This window comes from Aminobacter sp. J44 (assembly GCF_007829415.1).
Taxonomy (GTDB): Bacteria; Pseudomonadota; Alphaproteobacteria; order Rhizobiales; family Rhizobiaceae; genus Aerobium.
The window spans coordinates 102,142-119,295 of the sequence record NZ_VLJG01000045.1; the positions used below are offsets into that span (position 1 = coordinate 102,142).

Here is a 17,154-nt window from a genome sequence, read left to right on the forward strand (position 1 = left end):
AACCATAGGCCGTTACCAATCCTTAACTCCGGCCTTCGGCCAGATATTTGAACAGGATGCCATGCCGCAGACTTGCAGCCCCCAGTTTGACGCCCGTCTACGCCAGATGCTGACGCGCATCGTGGCCGTCCTGGTGATGTTGCTGAGTTTTGCTCCTTTCTCTGTGTCCGCATCCGAACTGCTCGTTGCGCACAGCTACAAGATGGCCGGTGATACCTCGCGCATGCGCCTTGTTGTGCATTTCGACAAGGAGCCGGACCTGCGCTGGTTCCTGCTACGCGATCCACATCGCCTTGCCATTGAAATGCCGGAGGCGGAATTTCGTTTCGACGCCGAGGAGCTGACGGCGCGCAGCATGGTCACGGGCGTGTATTATGGTAACACTGGTCCCGGTACCTCGCGCCTGATCCTTTCCTTCGACGGGCCGTTCGCCGTCGAGCGCGTCGAGATCCTGCAGAACGAGAGCGAGCCGGGCTACCGGATGGTGGCCGACATCGGCGCTGCCTCCGAGGAAGCGTTCCAGACGGCGATGGCCGAGCAGGTCGCCACGACTGGGGCCACCGCTGCCGCCAAGGGCGACCGTCTGGTGAAGCAGGCGGTTCGGCAGACCCGACCGTTCCGCGTCGTGATTGATCCGGGCCACGGTGGTATCGACACGGGGGCAGCCGGCGTAAGCGGCACTCAGGAAAAGACGATCACACTCGCCTTCGCGCTCGAACTTAAGAAGCGACTGGAGGATGTGGGCGGCCTCGACGTGTTCCTCACCCGCGACCGCGACCTGTTCCTGCGTCTCGACGAGCGCGTGAAGATCGCGCGCCAGAATGAGGCCGACCTGTTCATTTCGATTCATGCTGACTCGATCCGGCAGAAGTCCGTTCGCGGCGCGACCGTTTACACCGTCTCCGACAAGGCGTCGGACCCGGAAGCTGCCGCCAAGGCTATCCGCGAGAACCTCGCCGACGAGATCGCCGGCGTCGTGGTCGAGGAGGAAAACGAGGAAGTCGCGGACATTCTCGTCGACCTCATCCGCCGGGAGACCCAGGGCTTCTCGATCCGCTTCGCGCGCTCGCTCGTCGAGGAGCTGAAGGGTGCAATCGCCATGATCCCGACCAATCCGCATCGATTCGCCGGCTTCCGTGTGCTGCGCGCGCCCGACGTTCCCTCGGTGCTGCTTGAACTGGGTTACCTGTCGAATCCGGATGACGAAGCACTTCTGCGCGATCCCGAGTGGCGGGCAAAGGCTGCCAATGGCATTGCATCTGCCATCGGTTACTTCGCCGCAGCCCGTCAGGGTGCGGGTGGCTGAACCCGGCTCCTGAATTTGGTGTATTGCCCCCGCGCCGGAGCTCTAGTAGCGGAAGGGGCGGTGGCGATTGCGTTGCAGCAACACAACACTGTGTTATCTAATGCAGGAATCGCAAAACAGGCCTTTTCTATCGCCGCATTTTGCCCACAAGGGCGGAGCATCAGGTGTCGTTGAGACGATGCATGGTCGCGACCGGCGGTTGCGGTCATGGCGCGAGGGCTCGTTGGTCCTCCAGGTGGAGCGGGTATGATAAGGCTTATCGGATATTTCTTCGGTGTTGGTGTCGCGCTGGCGCTCGCAGTTGCCGCTGGCGTGGCCATTTACCTCACCGCAATTACCAGGGATCTGCCTGACTACGAGGTGCTCACCCGCTACGAGCCGCCGGTAACGACCCGCGTGCATGCGTCTGACGGCGCGCTGATGGCAGAGTTCGCCCGCGAGCAGCGCCTGTTCCTGCCGATCCAGGCGATCCCGGACCGCGTCAAGGCCGCCTTCATCTCCGCGGAAGACAAGAACTTCTACACGCACCCCGGCATCGACGTGACGGGACTGATCCGCGCGATCGCCACCAATCTCCAGAACATCGGCAGCGGCCGCCGCCCGGTCGGCGCCTCGACCATCACGCAGCAGGTCGCAAAGAACTTCCTGCTCGATTCCAGCCTCTCCTATGACCGCAAGGTCCGGGAGATGATCCTGTCGTTCCGCATCGAGCAGGCGTATCCGAAGGACCGCATCCTCGAGCTCTACCTCAACGAGATCTATCTCGGCTTCGTCTATCCGGGTTATGGCGCCTACGGCGTCGCTGCCGCTGCGCTGGTCTACTTCGACAAGTCGGTCAACGAGCTGACAGTCGCCGAAGCAGCCTATCTCGCCGCGCTGCCGAAGGGCCCGACCAACTACCATCCGTTCCGCCATACCGAGCGAGCGCTGGAGCGCCGCAACTGGGTGATCGACCAGATGGTCGAGAACGGCTACGTCGACCGGGAGGAGGGCGAGCGCCAGAAGGCGCTCCCGCTGGGCGTCAACCCGCGCCGCGGTGGCAACTACCTGTTCGCCGGTGAGTACTTCACCGAGGAAGTCCGCCGCCAGATCATTTCCCGCTACGGCGAGAACGCGCTTTACGAAGGGGGCCTCTCGGTCCGCACCACGATCGAGCCGCTGATGCAGCGTCAGGCCCGCAAGGCGATGCAGAACGGCATGATCCGCTACGACACGCTGCGCGGTTACCGCGGCCCGGTCACGCATATAGACGTTTCCGGCGACTGGGGTGTCGAGCTTGGCAAGGTCCAGCGTCTCTCCGACGTGCCGGAGTGGCAGCTGGCCGTCGTGCTCGAATCCTCGCGCGAGGGGCTGAAGATCGGTCTGCAGCCTGCGCGCCAGACCTCCGGCGATCTTGTGCCGGAACGTGAAACCGCCACTGTCTCCGCCGAGGATATGAGCTGGGCGATGCGTCTGGTGCGCGACGGCAAGATGGTCAAGGTCAAGTCGCCTGAAGAGGTCGTGCAGCCGGGCGATGTCGTCTATGTCGAGAAGAAGGGCGAGGGTGACGGCTACATGCTCCGCCAGGTGCCGGAAATCTCCGGCGGCCTCGTTGCGATGGACCCACACACGGGCCGCGTGCTGGCGATGGTCGGCGGGTTCTCCTTCTCGCAGTCCGAATTCAACCGCGCGACGCAGGCGATGCGCCAGCCGGGCTCGTCCTTCAAGCCGATCCTCTACGCTGCCGCGCTCGACAATGGTTACACGCCGGCGTCGGTGGTCATGGACGCGCCGATCACCATCCGCATCGGCAATCAGGTGTGGGAGCCGAAGAACTACGGCGGTGGCGCTGCTGGCCCGTCGACGCTGCGCGCCGGCATCGAACGTTCGCGAAACCTGATGACAGTGCGCCTCGCCAACGACATGGGCATGAACCTCGTCGCCGAGTATGCCGAGCGCTTCGGTGTCTACGACAAGATGCTGCCGGTGCTGGCAATGTCGCTGGGCTCCGGCGAGACGACCGTCATGCGCATGGTCTCGGCCTATGCGATCATGGCGAACGGCGGCAAGTACATCCAGCCGTCGCTGGTCGACCGCATCCAGGACCGCTACGGCAAGACCGTGTTCCGCCACGATCAGCGCAAGTGCGAGGGGTGCAACGCGACTGAATGGGATCCGAACCTGCCCGAGCCCGAGCTTATCGATGATGCCGAGCAGATCCTCGACCCGATGACCGCCTACCAGATCACGTCGATGATGGAAGGCGTCGTCCAGCGGGGTACCGCCGCGGCTCTGGCCGAACTCGGCTATCCGCTCGCCGGCAAGACCGGCACCACCAACGAGGAGCGCGACGCCTGGTTCATCGGCTACACGCCGGACCTCGTCGTCGGCCTTTACCTCGGCTACGACCGCCCGCGCCCGATGGGCAAGGGCTCGACCGGCAGCGGCCTTGCCGTCCCGGTCTTCAAGGAACTTATGAAGGATGTCCTCAAGGACAAGCGTCCGGTGCCGTTCCGCGTGCCGGAAGGCATGACCATGATCTCGGTCGACCGCAAGACGGGCATGCGCGCCGACGGTCCAGGCTCGATCGTCGAGGCATTCAAGCCGGGCACCGGTCCTGCCGACAGCTACTGGGTCATCGGCATGGATGACTTCCAGGCAGCCGAGCGTGCGCGCGAGCTTTCGCCGGGTGCCAGCGAAGCGATCATGCAGGGCGGCGGCGGCCTCTACTGACGCCGGACACCGCCCGGCCATTTCACCTTTACAGGCGCGGACCTGCCTCCTATGTTCCGCGCCGATTCAGCTTTTTGAAGGAAACAACCGCTTCATGCGCGCGGAAATCGAGAACATCGTCGACGAAATCAAGCAGGCGATAACCCTGCTGAGGAGGCATCTTTGACTGGGATCAGGCCGTAAAACGACTTGATTACCTGAACATGCGTGCCGAGGATCCCTCCCTTTGGAATGATCCTCAGGAAGCGCAGAAACTGATGCGCGAGCGCCAGACGCTCGAAAATGGCATTAATGCCGTGAAGTATGTCACCCAGGCTCTGAACGACAACGTCGAGCTCATCGAGATGGGTGAGGAAGAGGGCGACCAGACGGTCGTCAGCGATGCCGAGGATGCCATCCGGGCGCTGCGCGCCGAGGTGAGGGCGCGGCAGATCGAGACCCTGCTTTCGGGCGAGGCTGACGGCAACGACACCTATCTCGAAGTTCATGCCGGTGCCGGCGGAACCGAGAGCCAGGACTGGGCAAGCATGCTCCTGCGCATGTACACGCGCTGGGCCGAGCGCCGCGGCTTCAAGGTCGAGGTGCTGGAAGTCCATGACGGCGAAGAAGCCGGCATCAAGTCGGCGACCATCCTCGTCAAGGGCACCAACGCCTACGGCTGGCTGAAGACCGAGTCGGGCGTGCACCGCCTGGTGCGCATCTCGCCCTACGATTCGAACGCCCGTCGCCATACCTCTTTCTCGTCGGTCTGGGTCTATCCGGTGGTCGACGACTCGATCAATATCGAGGTCAGTGAGAGCGATTGCCGCATCGATACCTACCGTGCCTCGGGCGCAGGCGGCCAGCACGTCAACACGACCGACTCGGCAGTGCGCATCACGCACATCCCGACCGGTATCGTCGTGGCCTGCCAGCAGGAGCGCTCGCAGCACAAGAACCGCGCCAAGGCTTGGGAAATGCTGCGTTCGCGCCTGTACGAGGAAGAGCTGAAGAAGCGCGAGGCAATCGCCAACGCTTCCGAGGCCTCCAAGACGGACATCGGCTGGGGTCACCAGATCCGGTCCTACGTGCTGCAGCCGTACCAGCTGGTGAAGGACCTGCGCACGGGCGTCGAGAGCCCCAGCCCCTCGGACGTTCTCGACGGCGACCTCGACGAGTTCATGGAAGCAGCCCTGTCGCAGCGCATCGAGGGTGGTGCCGGACAGGTTGTCGAGGATATCGACTGATTATGGGAATAGGGGCTTAGTTGAATAGGGCAGTATGCCTGCTTGATGACCTAAGCCCCCATTCACCTATTCCCCCTCTACAGCAACGCCTGTACCTGCTTGCCTGCCTTCAGGAAGCGCACGGGATCGATCGCCGTGCCGTTACGGCGCACTTCGAAGTGGAGGTGCGGGCCGGTCGAGCGGCCAGTCGAACCCGCTTCGCCGATGATGTCGCCGGTCTTTACTTCCTGGCCTTCCTTCACGTCGATACGGCTCAGGTGCGCGTAGCGCGAGGTGAGGCCGTGGCCATGGTCGATCTCGACCATGCGGCCGTAGCCGCCGTTGAGGCCAGCGCGGACGACCTTGCCGGCGCCGGCGCTGCGTATCGGCATGCCGACCGCCGCGCGGAAGTCGATGCCGGTGTGCATCGCCGGGCGGCGGATCAGCGGGTCGCGGCGTACGCCGAAGCTGCTGGTGACTGCCTGGCCAGGAACCGGATGATGTATCGGCAAATGCATGGCCGCAGCCTTGGCACTTTCGAGCTTCGCCAGCGCGGCATCGAGCTCGCGCACGCGGGTTTCGAATTCGAGGCTGCCATCAAGCGGCATCAGCGGGCCGCCCGTTGCCTCCTCCGGCGATTCGACGGCCGAGCTCAGGCCTGCGGCCTCAAGCGCTTCGGTGATCTGGTCAGCCGTCTGGAAGGCGGCCTCGGCAAGCTTGTCGAGACCTTCGAGCTGCTCTTCCTCGATCGCGCGCAGCGACCGGTTGATCGAAACGAACAGGCGATCGGCGCCGTCGGCGGCACTTTCGCCTTCATCCTTGCCGGGCCACGACAGGGAAGGGGCCGACGCGAACACCGGCGCATCGCGCGAGGCGCGCAGCTGCGGCTTTTCCTTCGTGCCGATCGTATCGTCGATGGCCGCACCGACTTCGCGTGCGCGTTCGAGGATCGGCTCGATCAGCCCTTGGCGCTCGGAGAGCTGCGACTGGCGGGCGAGAAGCTGGGAAACCTTGTTGACGACCAGTTGCTGGTCGAGGAGCTGGCGGCTGGTGATGCGATCGACCTGGCCGCGCAGCATCGAGATGCGGTCTTCGTAGGCCTGCTGCATGCGTGCCTGTCGCGCGGCGGCCGCACCAATCAGGTCGTCACGCAGCACGAGATAGGAAGTTGCGATAAGATAGCCGATCGCAGCAATTGCAACCAATGAACCGCACAGCGCAGCTAGCCACGGCCGCACGATGAAGTGCCGGATCTCGTCGCCTCGCGCTATGATGATTGTATGCGGTTCCTTGCGTCTGCCGAAGACGGAAGCCTGCCGATACCTTGCCACTTTACACACCCGATCGCAGGAAGTTGCGAGGGTGGATTACACATTATTAGGGTTAACAAACCTTGAGCGAGGCGGCGGTTCTCAAAGCGCGCGCGCTGCCTCCAGCACCTGCTCGGCATGGCCGCGCACCTTAACCTTCGGCCAGATCCGAACGATCTTGCCCTCACGGTCGATGAGGAGGGTGGTGCGCTCGACGCCCATGAATTTGCGGCCGTACATGCTCTTTTCCTTCCAGACGCCATAGGTCTGGAGGACGCTCTTATCCTCGTCTGCCGCGAGGATCAGATCGAGGCCGTGCTTGGTGCGGAACTTGTCGTGCAGGGCGACGCTGTCCGGCGAAATGCCAATCAGCACAGTGCCGGTTTTGTCGAACTCGGGCTTCAGCGCGGTGAACTCCAGCGCCTCTGCGGTGCAGCCCTGGGAATCGTCTTTCGGATAGAAGAACAGCACCACATTGCTGCCGCGAAAGGCGGATAGGGAGACGCGCTCCACCCCACTGCCGGGCAGATCGAACTCGGGCGCAACCTGGCCTGTCTTGATCTCGTCCATGATGGTGCTCCGTTTCAGGTTACGCTCGTGCGCCGGGCAGATATAGTGGCTGGCAAAGATTCGTCCAACTGCAGGAACGGACCATCGCGGCGTGCACAGCGAAATACCGCCTCACGAAAAGATCCGCTTTCGCCGCGGCGACGTCGCCTGTCTCGATCAGCTGCCTTCTGCCATTGCCACACCTCGCCGCCGCCAACGGTCGATGGCGCGCGCGATCAGCAAGGTTGCTGCTAGCATTACCGTTCTTTTCCTGCTGTTCGCCTCCGTTGGCATAGCGGCAATTCTAGGGGGTATCGGCGATGAGCGCCTGCGCTCGGAGGCGCAGGCCGCACTGCATCGGTTAGGCGGCGACGAATTTTTGCCGACGATCGGCGCGACCAGTGTCTCCCTCGACGGTTTTGCCACGCTCGGGCTGAAGGCAGAGGACGTTCGCGTTGGCACAGCCCATTCCGCCGAGCTGATGCGTATCGGCTCGCTTAATATGGGGCTGCGGGTTCTGCCGTTAGCACGCGGCGACGTCCGGGTTTCCAGCGTCAGTGTTGCAGACGCACGCGTCGACGTTTCCGCGCTGCCGGGTGCGGAATCTTCGCGCGCACTGCCCATCTTCGATGACGACGGTCTCATCGATCCCGATGCAGCAATCCAGCTGGTCTTCAAATCTGCCCGGCAGATGCTTGAGATGCTCGACACGCGCGAGGTCGACCGTATCGCACTCAGCGAGGTCGAGATCATCACAGCGGAGACTTCGCCTCTCGGACCTGTCCATGTCCGTGAGGCAAAAATCGCACGCAGCGGGCCAGGGCAGCTGGCGCTGACAGCCGAGCTCGAATTGGGCGGCCGCACCGCGACGATCGAGGGTACTGCCGCGATCGACGAGGCGGATGACAAGCTCAAAGCACTGTCGCTGATGATCGACGCGCCGGAAGTGCCGGAGGGGACGCAGATATCCGGTTGGGCCGCAAAATTCGCGTCGGCGAGCATCACACTTGGCGGTTCGCAAAAGCTGCAGCCCGAGAGTTTTACCCTGTCGGCGCAGATCGATGATCTTGCTCTGCCGATCGGTCGGGAAGGTTTCGTCGGCGACTTTGCGGTCGATGCGACCGCGGCAGCGGGTGCGGAAAAGCTTGAGATCAACCGGCTGCTAATTGGCAGCGGACGCTCCACCTGGGACTTTCACGGTGCGATTGGCCCGATGCCGCGCGACGGAGCTGCCGAGCGCGGCTATCGCTTCGAGTTCGTCACCGATGGTTCGTCCGTCGCGCCTGAAGAATCGCCGGAGCCCGCCATCCATCTGGTCGCGAAGATCTCCGGTCACACCGATGCAGGCCTCCGCACAATCGACATCAGCCAGATAGCGGGGCGCTCCGACAAGGGCGTCATTGCCGGCCGTTCGATCCTGCAGTTTGAGGAAGGAAAGAGCCCTGGCGTCCAGTTCCGCATCGGCGTTCAGGATATGCCCGTCGCTTACACCAAGCAGCTCTGGCCGTGGTTCGCCGCCAATTCCGCGCGGCGTTGGGTACTCGCAAACGTCTTCGGCGGGAGCGTGGAGGACGGACAGGTCGAGCTGAATGTTCCGCCCGGCCGCCTCGGCAATGGCGTTCCGCTCGGCGCCGGCGAAGTTTTTGGCGAGTTCAGGATCCGCAACACTCGCTTCGACGTTGCCGGTCATATACCTCCCGTTCGCGACGCCATCGGCGCGGTAAAGTTCGACGGCACTGATGTCGACATCTCCCTCCAGAGCGGCACGGCCTACATGCCGACCGGCCGCACCGTTGCGGGGAAGGACGGCACGCTGACGATCCGCAACGCGCATGTCCGCCCGGTCATCGGCAAGCTCCAGATCGACATTTCCGGCAATGCTGACGCTGTGCTGGAGATGGCAGGCTACGACCCGATCAATGTCGGCCGCTACATCGATCTCAAGCCAGAGGAGCTTGAGGGGCAGGTTACGGGCTCGGTCACCGCGGACATTCCGCTCCATCGCGATATTCCCGTCGAGACGCTCGGCTGGAAGGTGGAGCTGGACTATGAAGATGTTTCGCTCACCCGTGAGTTCGAGGGCCAGAAGGTCACCCAGGCCACCGGGTCGATCGCCGTTGACCCGAAACTCGCGGTCATCAAGACGAAAGCTCAACTCAATGGCTCTCCCGCGACCCTCGACTTGACGGAGCCGCTCGGCAAAGACAAGTCGCAGCGGAGGCGGCTGGTCGAGCTGCAGCTCGACGACAAGACGCGCCAGCGTCTGGCGCCCGGCCTCAGCGAGATCCTGTCTGGCCCTGCAGGGCTTAAATTCGATCACGCGGCAACCGGCGAACGCGAGATCAGCGTGGCGCTCAACCGCAGCTCCCTCAGCCTGCCATGGATCGGCTGGAGCAAGGGGGCAGGGGTCCCCGCCACCGCCAGCTTCAAGATGAAGAGCGAGGGCAAGACCGTCTCGCTCTCCGACTTCAAGCTGACAGGGGACAGCTTTGGCGCGTCCGGCTCGCTGGTTCTCAACGACGGCGTCCTGCAGAGTGCGCGCTTCGGTTCCGCACGTCTCAACCGCGGCGACGATTTCTCCGTCGACATCTCGGCGAAGGGCAAGGGTTACGCCATCAGCGTCCGCGGCAAGAGCGCCGACGTGCGATCGGTCGTAAAACTCTACACCACCATGTCCGGCAGCGATGGTGGTGGCAGTTCAGGCGGCACACGGTCGATTAATCTTGACGTCCAGCTCGACGCAGTGACTGGTTTTCATGGGGAGACGCTCCGCAATGTCCGGGTTGTATATGCGGGTACCGGCTCCCGCACAGACCGGCTTGAATTCTCCGCCATCACCGCGAGCGGCCGGCCGGTCGCCTATGTCGACACGCTGCAGGGCGGACAGCGCCGGATCGACATGACATCGACCGATGCGGGCGCGGTGCTGCGGTTCCTCGATTTTTACGAATACATGCGCGGTGGCGAGATCGCGCTGGCGCTGGGCAGCCGGGGCGACGGCAACCTTGCCGGCCACATTGACGCGCGCAACTTCTGGATCGTCGACGAGCCTCGCCTTGCCTCGATCGTCTCAAGCACCCCGCCGGGCGACAGCCGCTCGCTCAACCAGGCGGTGCGGCGCGAGATCGACACGCAGAGCGTCGAGTTCGAGCGCGGCTTCTCTCGCATCGTGAAGGGTCCCGGCGGCATCTCGCTCGATAGCGGCGTGCTGCGCGGGCCTCTGATCGGCATGAGCTTTCAGGGCACGCTCGCCGACGCGCAGGGCAACATCGCCATGACCGGCACCTTTATGCCGGCCTACGGCCTCAACCGCATCTTCGGCGAGATCCCGCTGATCGGCGAGCTTCTCGGCAACGGCCGTGACCGCGGCCTGATCGGCGTCACCTTCCGGGTCCTGGGCCGCAAGGACAATCCGCAGCTGGAGGTCAATCCGCTGTCGGTGATTGCGCCGGGTATTTTCCGCTCGGTGTTTGAGTTCAAGTGAGGGCGTCGCGTATTCCTGATAGGCCACTCGCCAGGCCTTTTTTCTGCACCGCTGGGGGGCGTCACCGTTCCGGGATGGATGCCCCGGTCAAGCCGGGGCATGACGAATTGGAAGCGGAAGCGCACTTGGTGCGACGCTTCAGAGCCCAATCATCGCGGCCCCGCACGCTTAAGCGCCAGGTATTTCCGGGAGTCCCCTACATCTCCCCCTCGTCATGCCCCGGCTTGACCGGGGCATCCATGCCTGAACGGTGACGAGGTCGCGGCGCTATCGATCAGGCGACGACAACGCGCGGGTAACACACCGCATCACAAACAAAAACGCGGGGTCGAGGCCCCGCATTTTCAAGAACTCTCAGAACGCCGGCCGCAGCCTCAGACTCAGACTGGGCGCACCAGCACGTGCTTCTTCTTGCCAAGCGAGAGCTTGATGACGCCCTCGGCCGTCACCTCACCGGTGCCGATGACGCGCTTTTCATCGGAGACCGGCTGGTCGTTGATGCGCACTGCACCGCCCTGCACGTGGCGGCGGGCTTCGCCGTTGGTGGCGGCAAGGCCCGCCTTCACGAACAGCGTCAGCACGCCGATGCCAGCTTCCAGTTCGCCAGCCGGGATTTCGATCGTCGGCAGACTTTCTGCGAGCGCGCCTTCCTCAAAAGTCTTGCGCGCGGTCTCGGCGGCCTGCTCGGCGTTCTCGCGGCCGTGCAGCATTGCGGTGACCTCGGTCGCGAGGATCTTCTTCGCCTCGTTGATCTCCGAGCCGCCTAGCGCGGCCAGTCGTGCGATCTCGTCGAGCGGCAGCGTCGTGTAGAGCTTCAGGAAGCGCTCGACGTCGGCGTCCTCGGTGTTGCGCCAGTACTGCCAGAAGTCATAGGCCGGCAGCATGTCCGGGTTGAGCCAGACGGCTCCCGAGAGCGACTTGCCCATCTTGGCGCCGGACGCAGTGGTCAAGAGCGGGGATGTCAGCGCGTAGAGCTGCGGCGTGCCCATGCGGTGGCCCAGCTCGATGCCGTTGACGATGTTGCCCCACTGATCGGAGCCGCCCATCTGCAGGCGCACGCCGTGGCGCTTGTTGAGCTCCACGAAGTCATAGGCCTGCAGGATCATGTAGTTGAATTCGAGGAAGGACAGCGACTGCTGGCGGTCGAGGCGCAGCTTCACCGAATCGAACGAGAGCATGCGGTTGACCGAGAAGTGGCGGCCAACATCGCGCAGGAACTCGAGATAGTTGAGTCCGCGCAGCCAGTCGCCGTTGTTGACCATCAGCGCGTCGGTCGGGCCGTCGCCGAAGGTGAGGTAGTTGGAAAACACCTTCTTGATCGACGCGATGTTCGACTCGATGGTCTCCAGCGTCATCAGCTGGCGCGCTTCGTCCTTGAAGGACGGATCGCCAACCATGCCGGTGCCGCCGCCCATCAGGGCGATGGGGCGATGGCCGGTCTTCTGCATCCAGTGCAGCATCATGATCTGGATGAGGCCGCCGGCATGCAGGCTCGGAGCGGTCGGATCGAAGCCGATATAGGCCGTCACAGTCTCTTTCGAGAACAGATCGTCGAGGCCTGCTTCGTCCGAAATCTGGTGGATGAAGCCGCGCTCGGAAAGCGTGCGCAGGAACTCTGATTTGAAGGCGGACATGCTCGGTTCTTTCGTGCGGAACGTTGCCGGGGGCTTTAGCATCCTGTGGGCGAGAATCACAAGGATTTGCCGCAATGACGCTGAAATGTGCCCTCGGTTTGATGAGCGGAACCTCGATGGACGGCATCGACATCGCCGCGCTGATGACCGATGGGGAGAAAATGGTGACGCGTGGCCCGGCCGGCTTCGTGCCCTATGACGCGCAGTTCCGTCGCCGCATCGAGGCGTCGCTCGAGGATGCGAAGCAGATCAGCGAGCGCACCCAGCGCCCGGGCGACCTTGCCGCGCTCGAAGTCGAAATCACGCGGCGCCATGTCGATGCGGTCAAAAAATTCCTCGCCGATCATCCCGACCTAAAGCCTGAAGTTATCGGCTTCCACGGGCAGACGGTGCTGCACCGCCCCGACCAAGGTTATACGGTCCAGCTGGGCGACGGGCCGTTGTTAGCACGGTCGACTGGCATTCCCGTCGTCAATGACATGCGCGCTAACGACATGGTCCGTGGCGGGCAGGGCGCCCCCCTGGTTCCTGCCTATCACGCGGCACTTGCCGGCTCGCTGCCGAAAGAGCGCAAAAGCTTTCCGGTTTGCTTCGTCAATATCGGCGGAATCTCAAACGTCACCTTCGTGCCCGCCGACGGTGACCCTATCGCGTTCGATAGCGGGCCGGGCAACGCGCTGATCGACCAGTGGGTCTCGCTACAGGGAGGCGTGCCCTATGACGCCGATGGCATGATCGCAAGCGAAGGCGGCGTCGCACGCGACGTTGTCGGGCGCTATCTCGAAAGCCCGTTCTTCGGGAAGCCAGCGCCGAAATCGCTCGATCGCAACGACTTTACCCTCGATCTTGCTGCAGGTCTCGAACTTGCCGACGGCGCACGCACGCTTGCAGCTGTGTCGGCAGAGGCGATCCTGAAGGCGGCTGACCATTTCCCGGAAAATCCGAAGCTGTGGATCATCTGCGGCGGAGGGCGGAAAAACCCGCACATCGTCGCGGACATGCGCGCGGGCGCGCAGGGCGCCGAGGTTCTGCTAGCCGAGGATGTCGGGCTGGACGGGGATTCGATGGAGGCGGAGGCCTGGGCCTATCTCGCCGTCAGGTCGTTGAAGGGGCTACCGCTCACCTTCCCGACCACGACCGGCTGCAAACAGCCGGTCGCAGGTGGTGTCTACGTAAAGCCTTAGCGGAGGCGCTTCGGCTTCGGCTCGGCGAGTTCGCCCGCAAGACGGCGGTCGAGGTAGTCCGCGCACTCCTCGATCAGAATGTCGGTGTCGTTCGAGAAGAAGTGGTTAGCGCCCGGAATCGTCTTCTGGGTGATGGTGATGCCCTTCTGGGTGTGGAGCTTGTCCACCAGCACCTGAACATCCTTCGGCGGCGCGACCTTGTCCGCGTCACCATGGATGATGAGGCCGGAGGACGGGCAGGGCGCCAGGAACGAGAAGTCGTAGATGTTCGGCTGCGGCGCGACCGAGATGAAGCCTTCGATCTCCGGGCGGCGCATCAAGAGCTGCATGCCGATCCAGGCGCCGAACGAATAACCGGCGACCCAGCAGCTCTTGGAATCGGGGTGCAGCGACTGCACCCAGTCCAGCGCCGCGGCGGCGTCGGACAATTCGCCGGTGCCGTGGTCGAACTCACCCTGGCTGCGGCCAATCGACCGGAAATTGAAGCGGAGCGTCGTGAACCCGCGCTTCTGGAACATGTAGAACAGTTCGTACACGATCTTGTTGTTCATCGTTCCGCCAAATTGCGGGTGAGGATGCAGCACGATCGCGATAGGCGCGTTCTTCTCCTTGGAAGGCTGGTACCGGCCTTCGAGACGGCCTGCCGGGCCTGCGAAAATCACTTCGGGCATACTGACTCCACTTTGCGCCGTACGGTGATGCCACTCGGCATCTATGGTTGGACATGCGGCCTCTCGCCCTTGACGGCGGGCAGTCACGTCCGTAAAACACTTTAGAACTGTTCAAAACTAGAGGGCATGACCCTCTGGTTGCAAAGGGCGTAGATAGGATGTCTGGGCCCTAAATTTCAAGGAAAATCGCCGGTTTGGGGCGGTGAGATCAGAAGGCCGAGCACAGATGGCGGTCCGCCGCGTATATCTGGATCATAATGCGAGCGCGCCGCTGCTTCCGAGCGCGCGCGAGGCGATTATCGCTGCGCTCGATCTGACCGCCAATGCGTCCTCCGTGCATCATGAGGGCCGCGAGGCGCGCCGGATCGTCGAGGCGGCACGCCGCGACGTCGCAGCGCTGTGCAATGCGAAGCCCGAACACGTAGTTTTTACCTCGGGTGCGAGCGAGGCTGTCGCGCTGGTTCTGACGCCCAACTGGAAGATGGGGCGCTCGCCGCTTACTTATTCCCGGCTCTATGTTGCCGCGACAGATCATTCCATCGTGGTCGGTGGCGGCCGCTTCCGCCCTGAGCAGGTGGTAATGCTGCCGGTGACGGCGAGCGGGATCCTTGATCTGAAGGCGCTGGCAGATGCGCTGGCCGCGCACGACAAGGCCGAGGGCCTGCCTTTGGTTGCGGTGCACCTTGCTAACAACGAGAGCGGCATCGTCCAGCCAGCAGCGAAGATTGCCGATATCGTCCATGAGGCAGGGGGCTTGCTGGTTCTGGATTCGGTGCAGGCTGGCGGGCGGATTTCCGTCGATATTTCAGAGCTCAGGGCTGATTTCCTGATTCTGGCTGCGCACAAGCTCGGCGGTCCCAAGGGCGCGGGCGCGCTGGTTGGTACCAGCGACGTGCTGATGCCTTCGCCGATCGCGGTGGGTGGTGGTCAGGAGAAGGGCCATCGCGCCGGTACCGAGAACTATGCGGCGATCGCCGGCTTCGGCGCGGCGGCACGCGAGGCTCTGGCCAATCTGGCGCGGGCGGGAGAGCTGCTCCAGCGCCGGGAAAAGATCGAGCAGATCGTGCGCGAGATTGTGCCGGACGCAATCATCTTTGCCGAGGGCGAGGAGCGGTTGCCGAATACGGTCTTCTTTTCCATTCCCGAAGTGAAGGCCGAGACGGCGCTGATTGCCTTCGATCTCGCCGGTGTTTCGATTTCCGCTGGTTCGGCCTGCTCTTCGGGCAAGGTCGGCGCCAGCCGTGTGCTCAAGGCCATGGGCTTTGGAGACACGATCAGCGGCCTTCGCGTTTCCGTCGGCCACCAGACAACTGACGAAGACATCGAACGCTTCGCGTCCGCGCTGCGTGACTTCGTCGGCAGGCGCAAAAGCGCCGCTTGAGGAGGAACTCGGCTACCGGACCTAGAGGCCTGGGAGCCGGTGCGGAGCAGATATGCATCGCTGACGGTGCAATTTCGCTGCGCACGCATTACATAAGCCGCATACCGCGTCCCGACGCGTCGCTATGCGATTTCGACAACTGCCGGACCTTGAATCCGGCGAGGATGGAGAGCGCCGATGCCTGCTGTGCAGGAGACGATCGACACGGTCCGCATGATCGATGTGGACCAGTACAAGTACGGTTTCGAGACGGAAATCGAGGTCGACAAGGCCCCGAAGGGCCTCAGCGAAGACATCATCCGCTTCATCTCGAACAAGAAGGGCGAGCCCGACTGGATGCTGGAATGGCGTCTTGAGGCTTATCGCCGCTGGCTGACGATGGAAGAGCCCACCTGGGCTCGCGTCAACTATCCGAAAATCGACTTCCAGGACCTGCACTACTACGCGGCTCCGAAGAACCAGACGGGCCCCAAGTCGCTGGACGAGGTCGATCCTGAACTGCTCCGCGTCTACGAGAAGCTGGGCATCCCGCTCAAGGAGCAGGAGATCCTGGCAGGCGTCCGCAAGGGCGACGACGAAGAGGCGAGCGACAACGTCTATGCGTCCGGCCGCGTGGCCGTCGATGCCGTGTTCGACTCCGTTTCCGTTGTCACGACCTTCAAGGAAGAACTCGCCAAGGCTGGCGTCATCTTCTGTTCGATCTCGGAAGCGATCCGGGAGCATCCGGAGCTGGTTAAGAAGTATCTCGGCTCCGTCGTCCCGGCGACGGACAACTTCTATGCGACGCTTAATTCGGCGGTCTTCACCGACGGCTCGTTCGTCTACGTGCCGAAGGGCGTTCGCTGCCCGATGGAACTGTCGACCTACTTCCGCATCAACGAGAAGAACACCGGCCAGTTCGAGCGCACGCTGATTATTGCCGACGAAGGCGCGTACGTTTCGTACCTCGAGGGCTGCACTGCACCGCAGCGCGACGAGAACCAGCTGCACGCGGCTGTCGTCGAGCTGATCGCTCTCGATGATGCTGAGATCAAGTACTCGACCGTCCAGAACTGGTACCCCGGCGATGCCGAGGGTAAGGGTGGCATCTACAACTTCGTGACCAAGCGCGGCGACTGCCGCGGCAAGAACTCGAAGATCTCGTGGACGCAGGTTGAGACCGGTTCTGCGATCACCTGGAAGTACCCTTCCTGCATCCTGCGGGGCGACAACTCCCAGGGCGAGTTTTACTCGATCGCGGTGTCCAACGGTCACCAGCAGATCGATTCCGGCACCAAGATGATCCATCTGGGCAAGAACACGCGCAGCCGCATCATCTCGAAGGGTATTTCCGCCGGCTTCTCGCAGAACACCTATCGCGGCCAGGTGTCGATGCACCGCCGCGCCGAGAACGCGCGCAACTTCACCAACTGTGACTCGCTCCTGATCGGCGACAAGTGCGGTGCGCACACGGTTCCGTACATCGAGGCAAAGAACTCGACGGCCAAGGTCGAGCATGAGGCCACCACCTCGAAGATTTCCGAGGACCAGCTGTTCTACGTGATGCAGCGCGGCGTTCCCGAAGAGGAAGCCATCGCGCTGATCGTCAACGGCTTCGTCAAGGAAGTCATTCAGGAACTGCCGATGGAATTCGCCGTCGAAGCGCAGAAGCTGATCAACATTTCGCTCGAAGGCTCGGTGGGCTGATCTTTCGCCCCGACTGGCACACGATATTCAGG

At 63.1% G+C, this 17,154-nt stretch carries 11 protein-coding genes; 7 read left to right on the forward strand and 4 right to left on the reverse strand.

The annotated features are described in order from the left end of the window. The first annotated feature begins 61 nt into the window (after window positions 1-61). The 3 genes from L610_RS15305 to prfB all read left to right on the forward strand — a co-directional run bounded on the left by L610_RS15305 (window position 62) and on the right by prfB (window position 5,244). Window positions 62-1,306, forward strand: coding sequence for an N-acetylmuramoyl-L-alanine amidase (locus L610_RS15305; protein WP_051473117.1), 1,245 nt, complete (start codon window positions 62-64; stop codon window positions 1,304-1,306). A gap of 246 nt (window positions 1,307-1,552) precedes the next feature. Next, window positions 1,553-4,018, forward strand: coding sequence for a penicillin-binding protein 1A (locus L610_RS15310; RefSeq protein ID WP_144706125.1), 2,466 nt, complete (start codon window positions 1,553-1,555; stop codon window positions 4,016-4,018). Between the two features lie 94 nt (window positions 4,019-4,112). Further along, window positions 4,113-5,244 (forward strand): peptide chain release factor 2 gene (prfB, locus tag L610_RS15315; protein WP_144706127.1). Its coding sequence is split into 2 segments (ribosomal slippage): window positions 4,113-4,178 and window positions 4,180-5,244, totalling 1,131 coding nucleotides; the frame shifts between segments, so codons are not numbered across the junction. 77 nt (window positions 5,245-5,321) lie between these two features. Here the strand turns inward: prfB and L610_RS15320 are convergent. Both L610_RS15320 and L610_RS15325 read right to left on the reverse strand, forming a co-directional pair. Beyond that, window positions 5,322-6,554 (reverse strand): M23 family metallopeptidase, encoded by a 1,233-nt coding sequence (locus L610_RS15320; protein ID WP_024847619.1) that lies wholly within the window; start codon window positions 6,552-6,554, stop codon window positions 5,322-5,324. 81 nt (window positions 6,555-6,635) lie between these two features. Continuing rightward, window positions 6,636-7,103 carry a peroxiredoxin gene (locus L610_RS15325; protein ID WP_024847620.1) on the reverse strand — a complete coding sequence of 156 codons (468 nt, stop codon included), beginning with the start codon at window positions 7,101-7,103 and terminating at the stop codon, window positions 6,636-6,638. A gap of 91 nt (window positions 7,104-7,194) precedes the next feature. Between L610_RS15325 and L610_RS15330 the strand changes: the two genes are divergently transcribed. Beyond that, window positions 7,195-10,566, forward strand: a complete 3,372-nt coding sequence (locus L610_RS15330; RefSeq protein WP_024847621.1) for a DUF3971 domain-containing protein — start codon at window positions 7,195-7,197, stop codon at window positions 10,564-10,566. A 380-nt stretch (window positions 10,567-10,946) separates the two neighbouring features. On the opposite strand, the gene tyrS is transcribed toward L610_RS15330, so the two are convergent. Continuing rightward, entirely contained in the window at window positions 10,947-12,200 is a 1,254-nt protein-coding gene (gene tyrS / locus L610_RS15335; RefSeq protein ID WP_024847622.1) for a tyrosine--tRNA ligase, read from the reverse strand. 74 nt (window positions 12,201-12,274) lie between these two features. Between tyrS and L610_RS15340 the strand changes: the two genes are divergently transcribed. Next, entirely contained in the window at window positions 12,275-13,384 is a 1,110-nt protein-coding gene (locus L610_RS15340) for an anhydro-N-acetylmuramic acid kinase (RefSeq protein ID WP_024847623.1), read from the forward strand. Here L610_RS15340 and L610_RS15345 read toward each other — a convergent pair. Then, window positions 13,381-14,055: an alpha/beta hydrolase gene (locus L610_RS15345; RefSeq protein ID WP_024847624.1), complete on the reverse strand. Its 675-nt coding sequence runs from the start codon at window positions 14,053-14,055 to the stop codon at window positions 13,381-13,383. The genes L610_RS15340 and L610_RS15345 overlap by 4 nt on opposite strands. Window positions 14,056-14,281: 226 nt before the next feature. Between L610_RS15345 and L610_RS15350 the strand changes: the two genes are divergently transcribed. Together L610_RS15350 and sufB are read left to right on the forward strand one after the other, a co-directional pair. After that, on the forward strand, window positions 14,282-15,436 hold the full coding sequence (locus tag L610_RS15350; protein ID WP_144706129.1) for a cysteine desulfurase family protein: 1,155 nt from the start codon (window positions 14,282-14,284) through the stop codon (window positions 15,434-15,436). A 177-nt stretch (window positions 15,437-15,613) separates the two neighbouring features. Continuing rightward, entirely contained in the window at window positions 15,614-17,122 is a 1,509-nt protein-coding gene (gene sufB / locus L610_RS15355; protein WP_024847626.1) for a Fe-S cluster assembly protein SufB, read from the forward strand. Window positions 17,123-17,154: the final 32 nt, after the last annotated feature.

What these genes read in the sequence shown, in the direction of transcription:
- L610_RS15305 (WP_051473117.1), top strand. Translation starts at nt 62, where the DNA reads ATGCCGCAGACTTGCAGCCCCCAGTTTGACGCCCGTCTACGCCAGATG.
- L610_RS15310 (WP_144706125.1), top strand. Translation starts at nt 1,553, where the DNA reads ATGATAAGGCTTATCGGATATTTCTTCGGTGTTGGTGTCGCGCTGGCG.
- L610_RS15325 (WP_024847620.1), bottom strand. Translation starts at nt 7,103, where the DNA reads ATGGACGAGATCAAGACAGGCCAGGTTGCGCCCGAGTTCGATCTGCCC.
- tyrS (WP_024847622.1), bottom strand. Translation starts at nt 12,200, where the DNA reads ATGTCCGCCTTCAAATCAGAGTTCCTGCGCACGCTTTCCGAGCGCGGC.
- L610_RS15340 (WP_024847623.1), top strand. Translation starts at nt 12,275, where the DNA reads ATGACGCTGAAATGTGCCCTCGGTTTGATGAGCGGAACCTCGATGGAC.
- L610_RS15345 (WP_024847624.1), bottom strand. Translation starts at nt 14,055, where the DNA reads ATGCCCGAAGTGATTTTCGCAGGCCCGGCAGGCCGTCTCGAAGGCCGG.
- L610_RS15350 (WP_144706129.1), top strand. Translation starts at nt 14,282, where the DNA reads ATGGCGGTCCGCCGCGTATATCTGGATCATAATGCGAGCGCGCCGCTG.
- sufB (WP_024847626.1), top strand. Translation starts at nt 15,614, where the DNA reads ATGCCTGCTGTGCAGGAGACGATCGACACGGTCCGCATGATCGATGTG.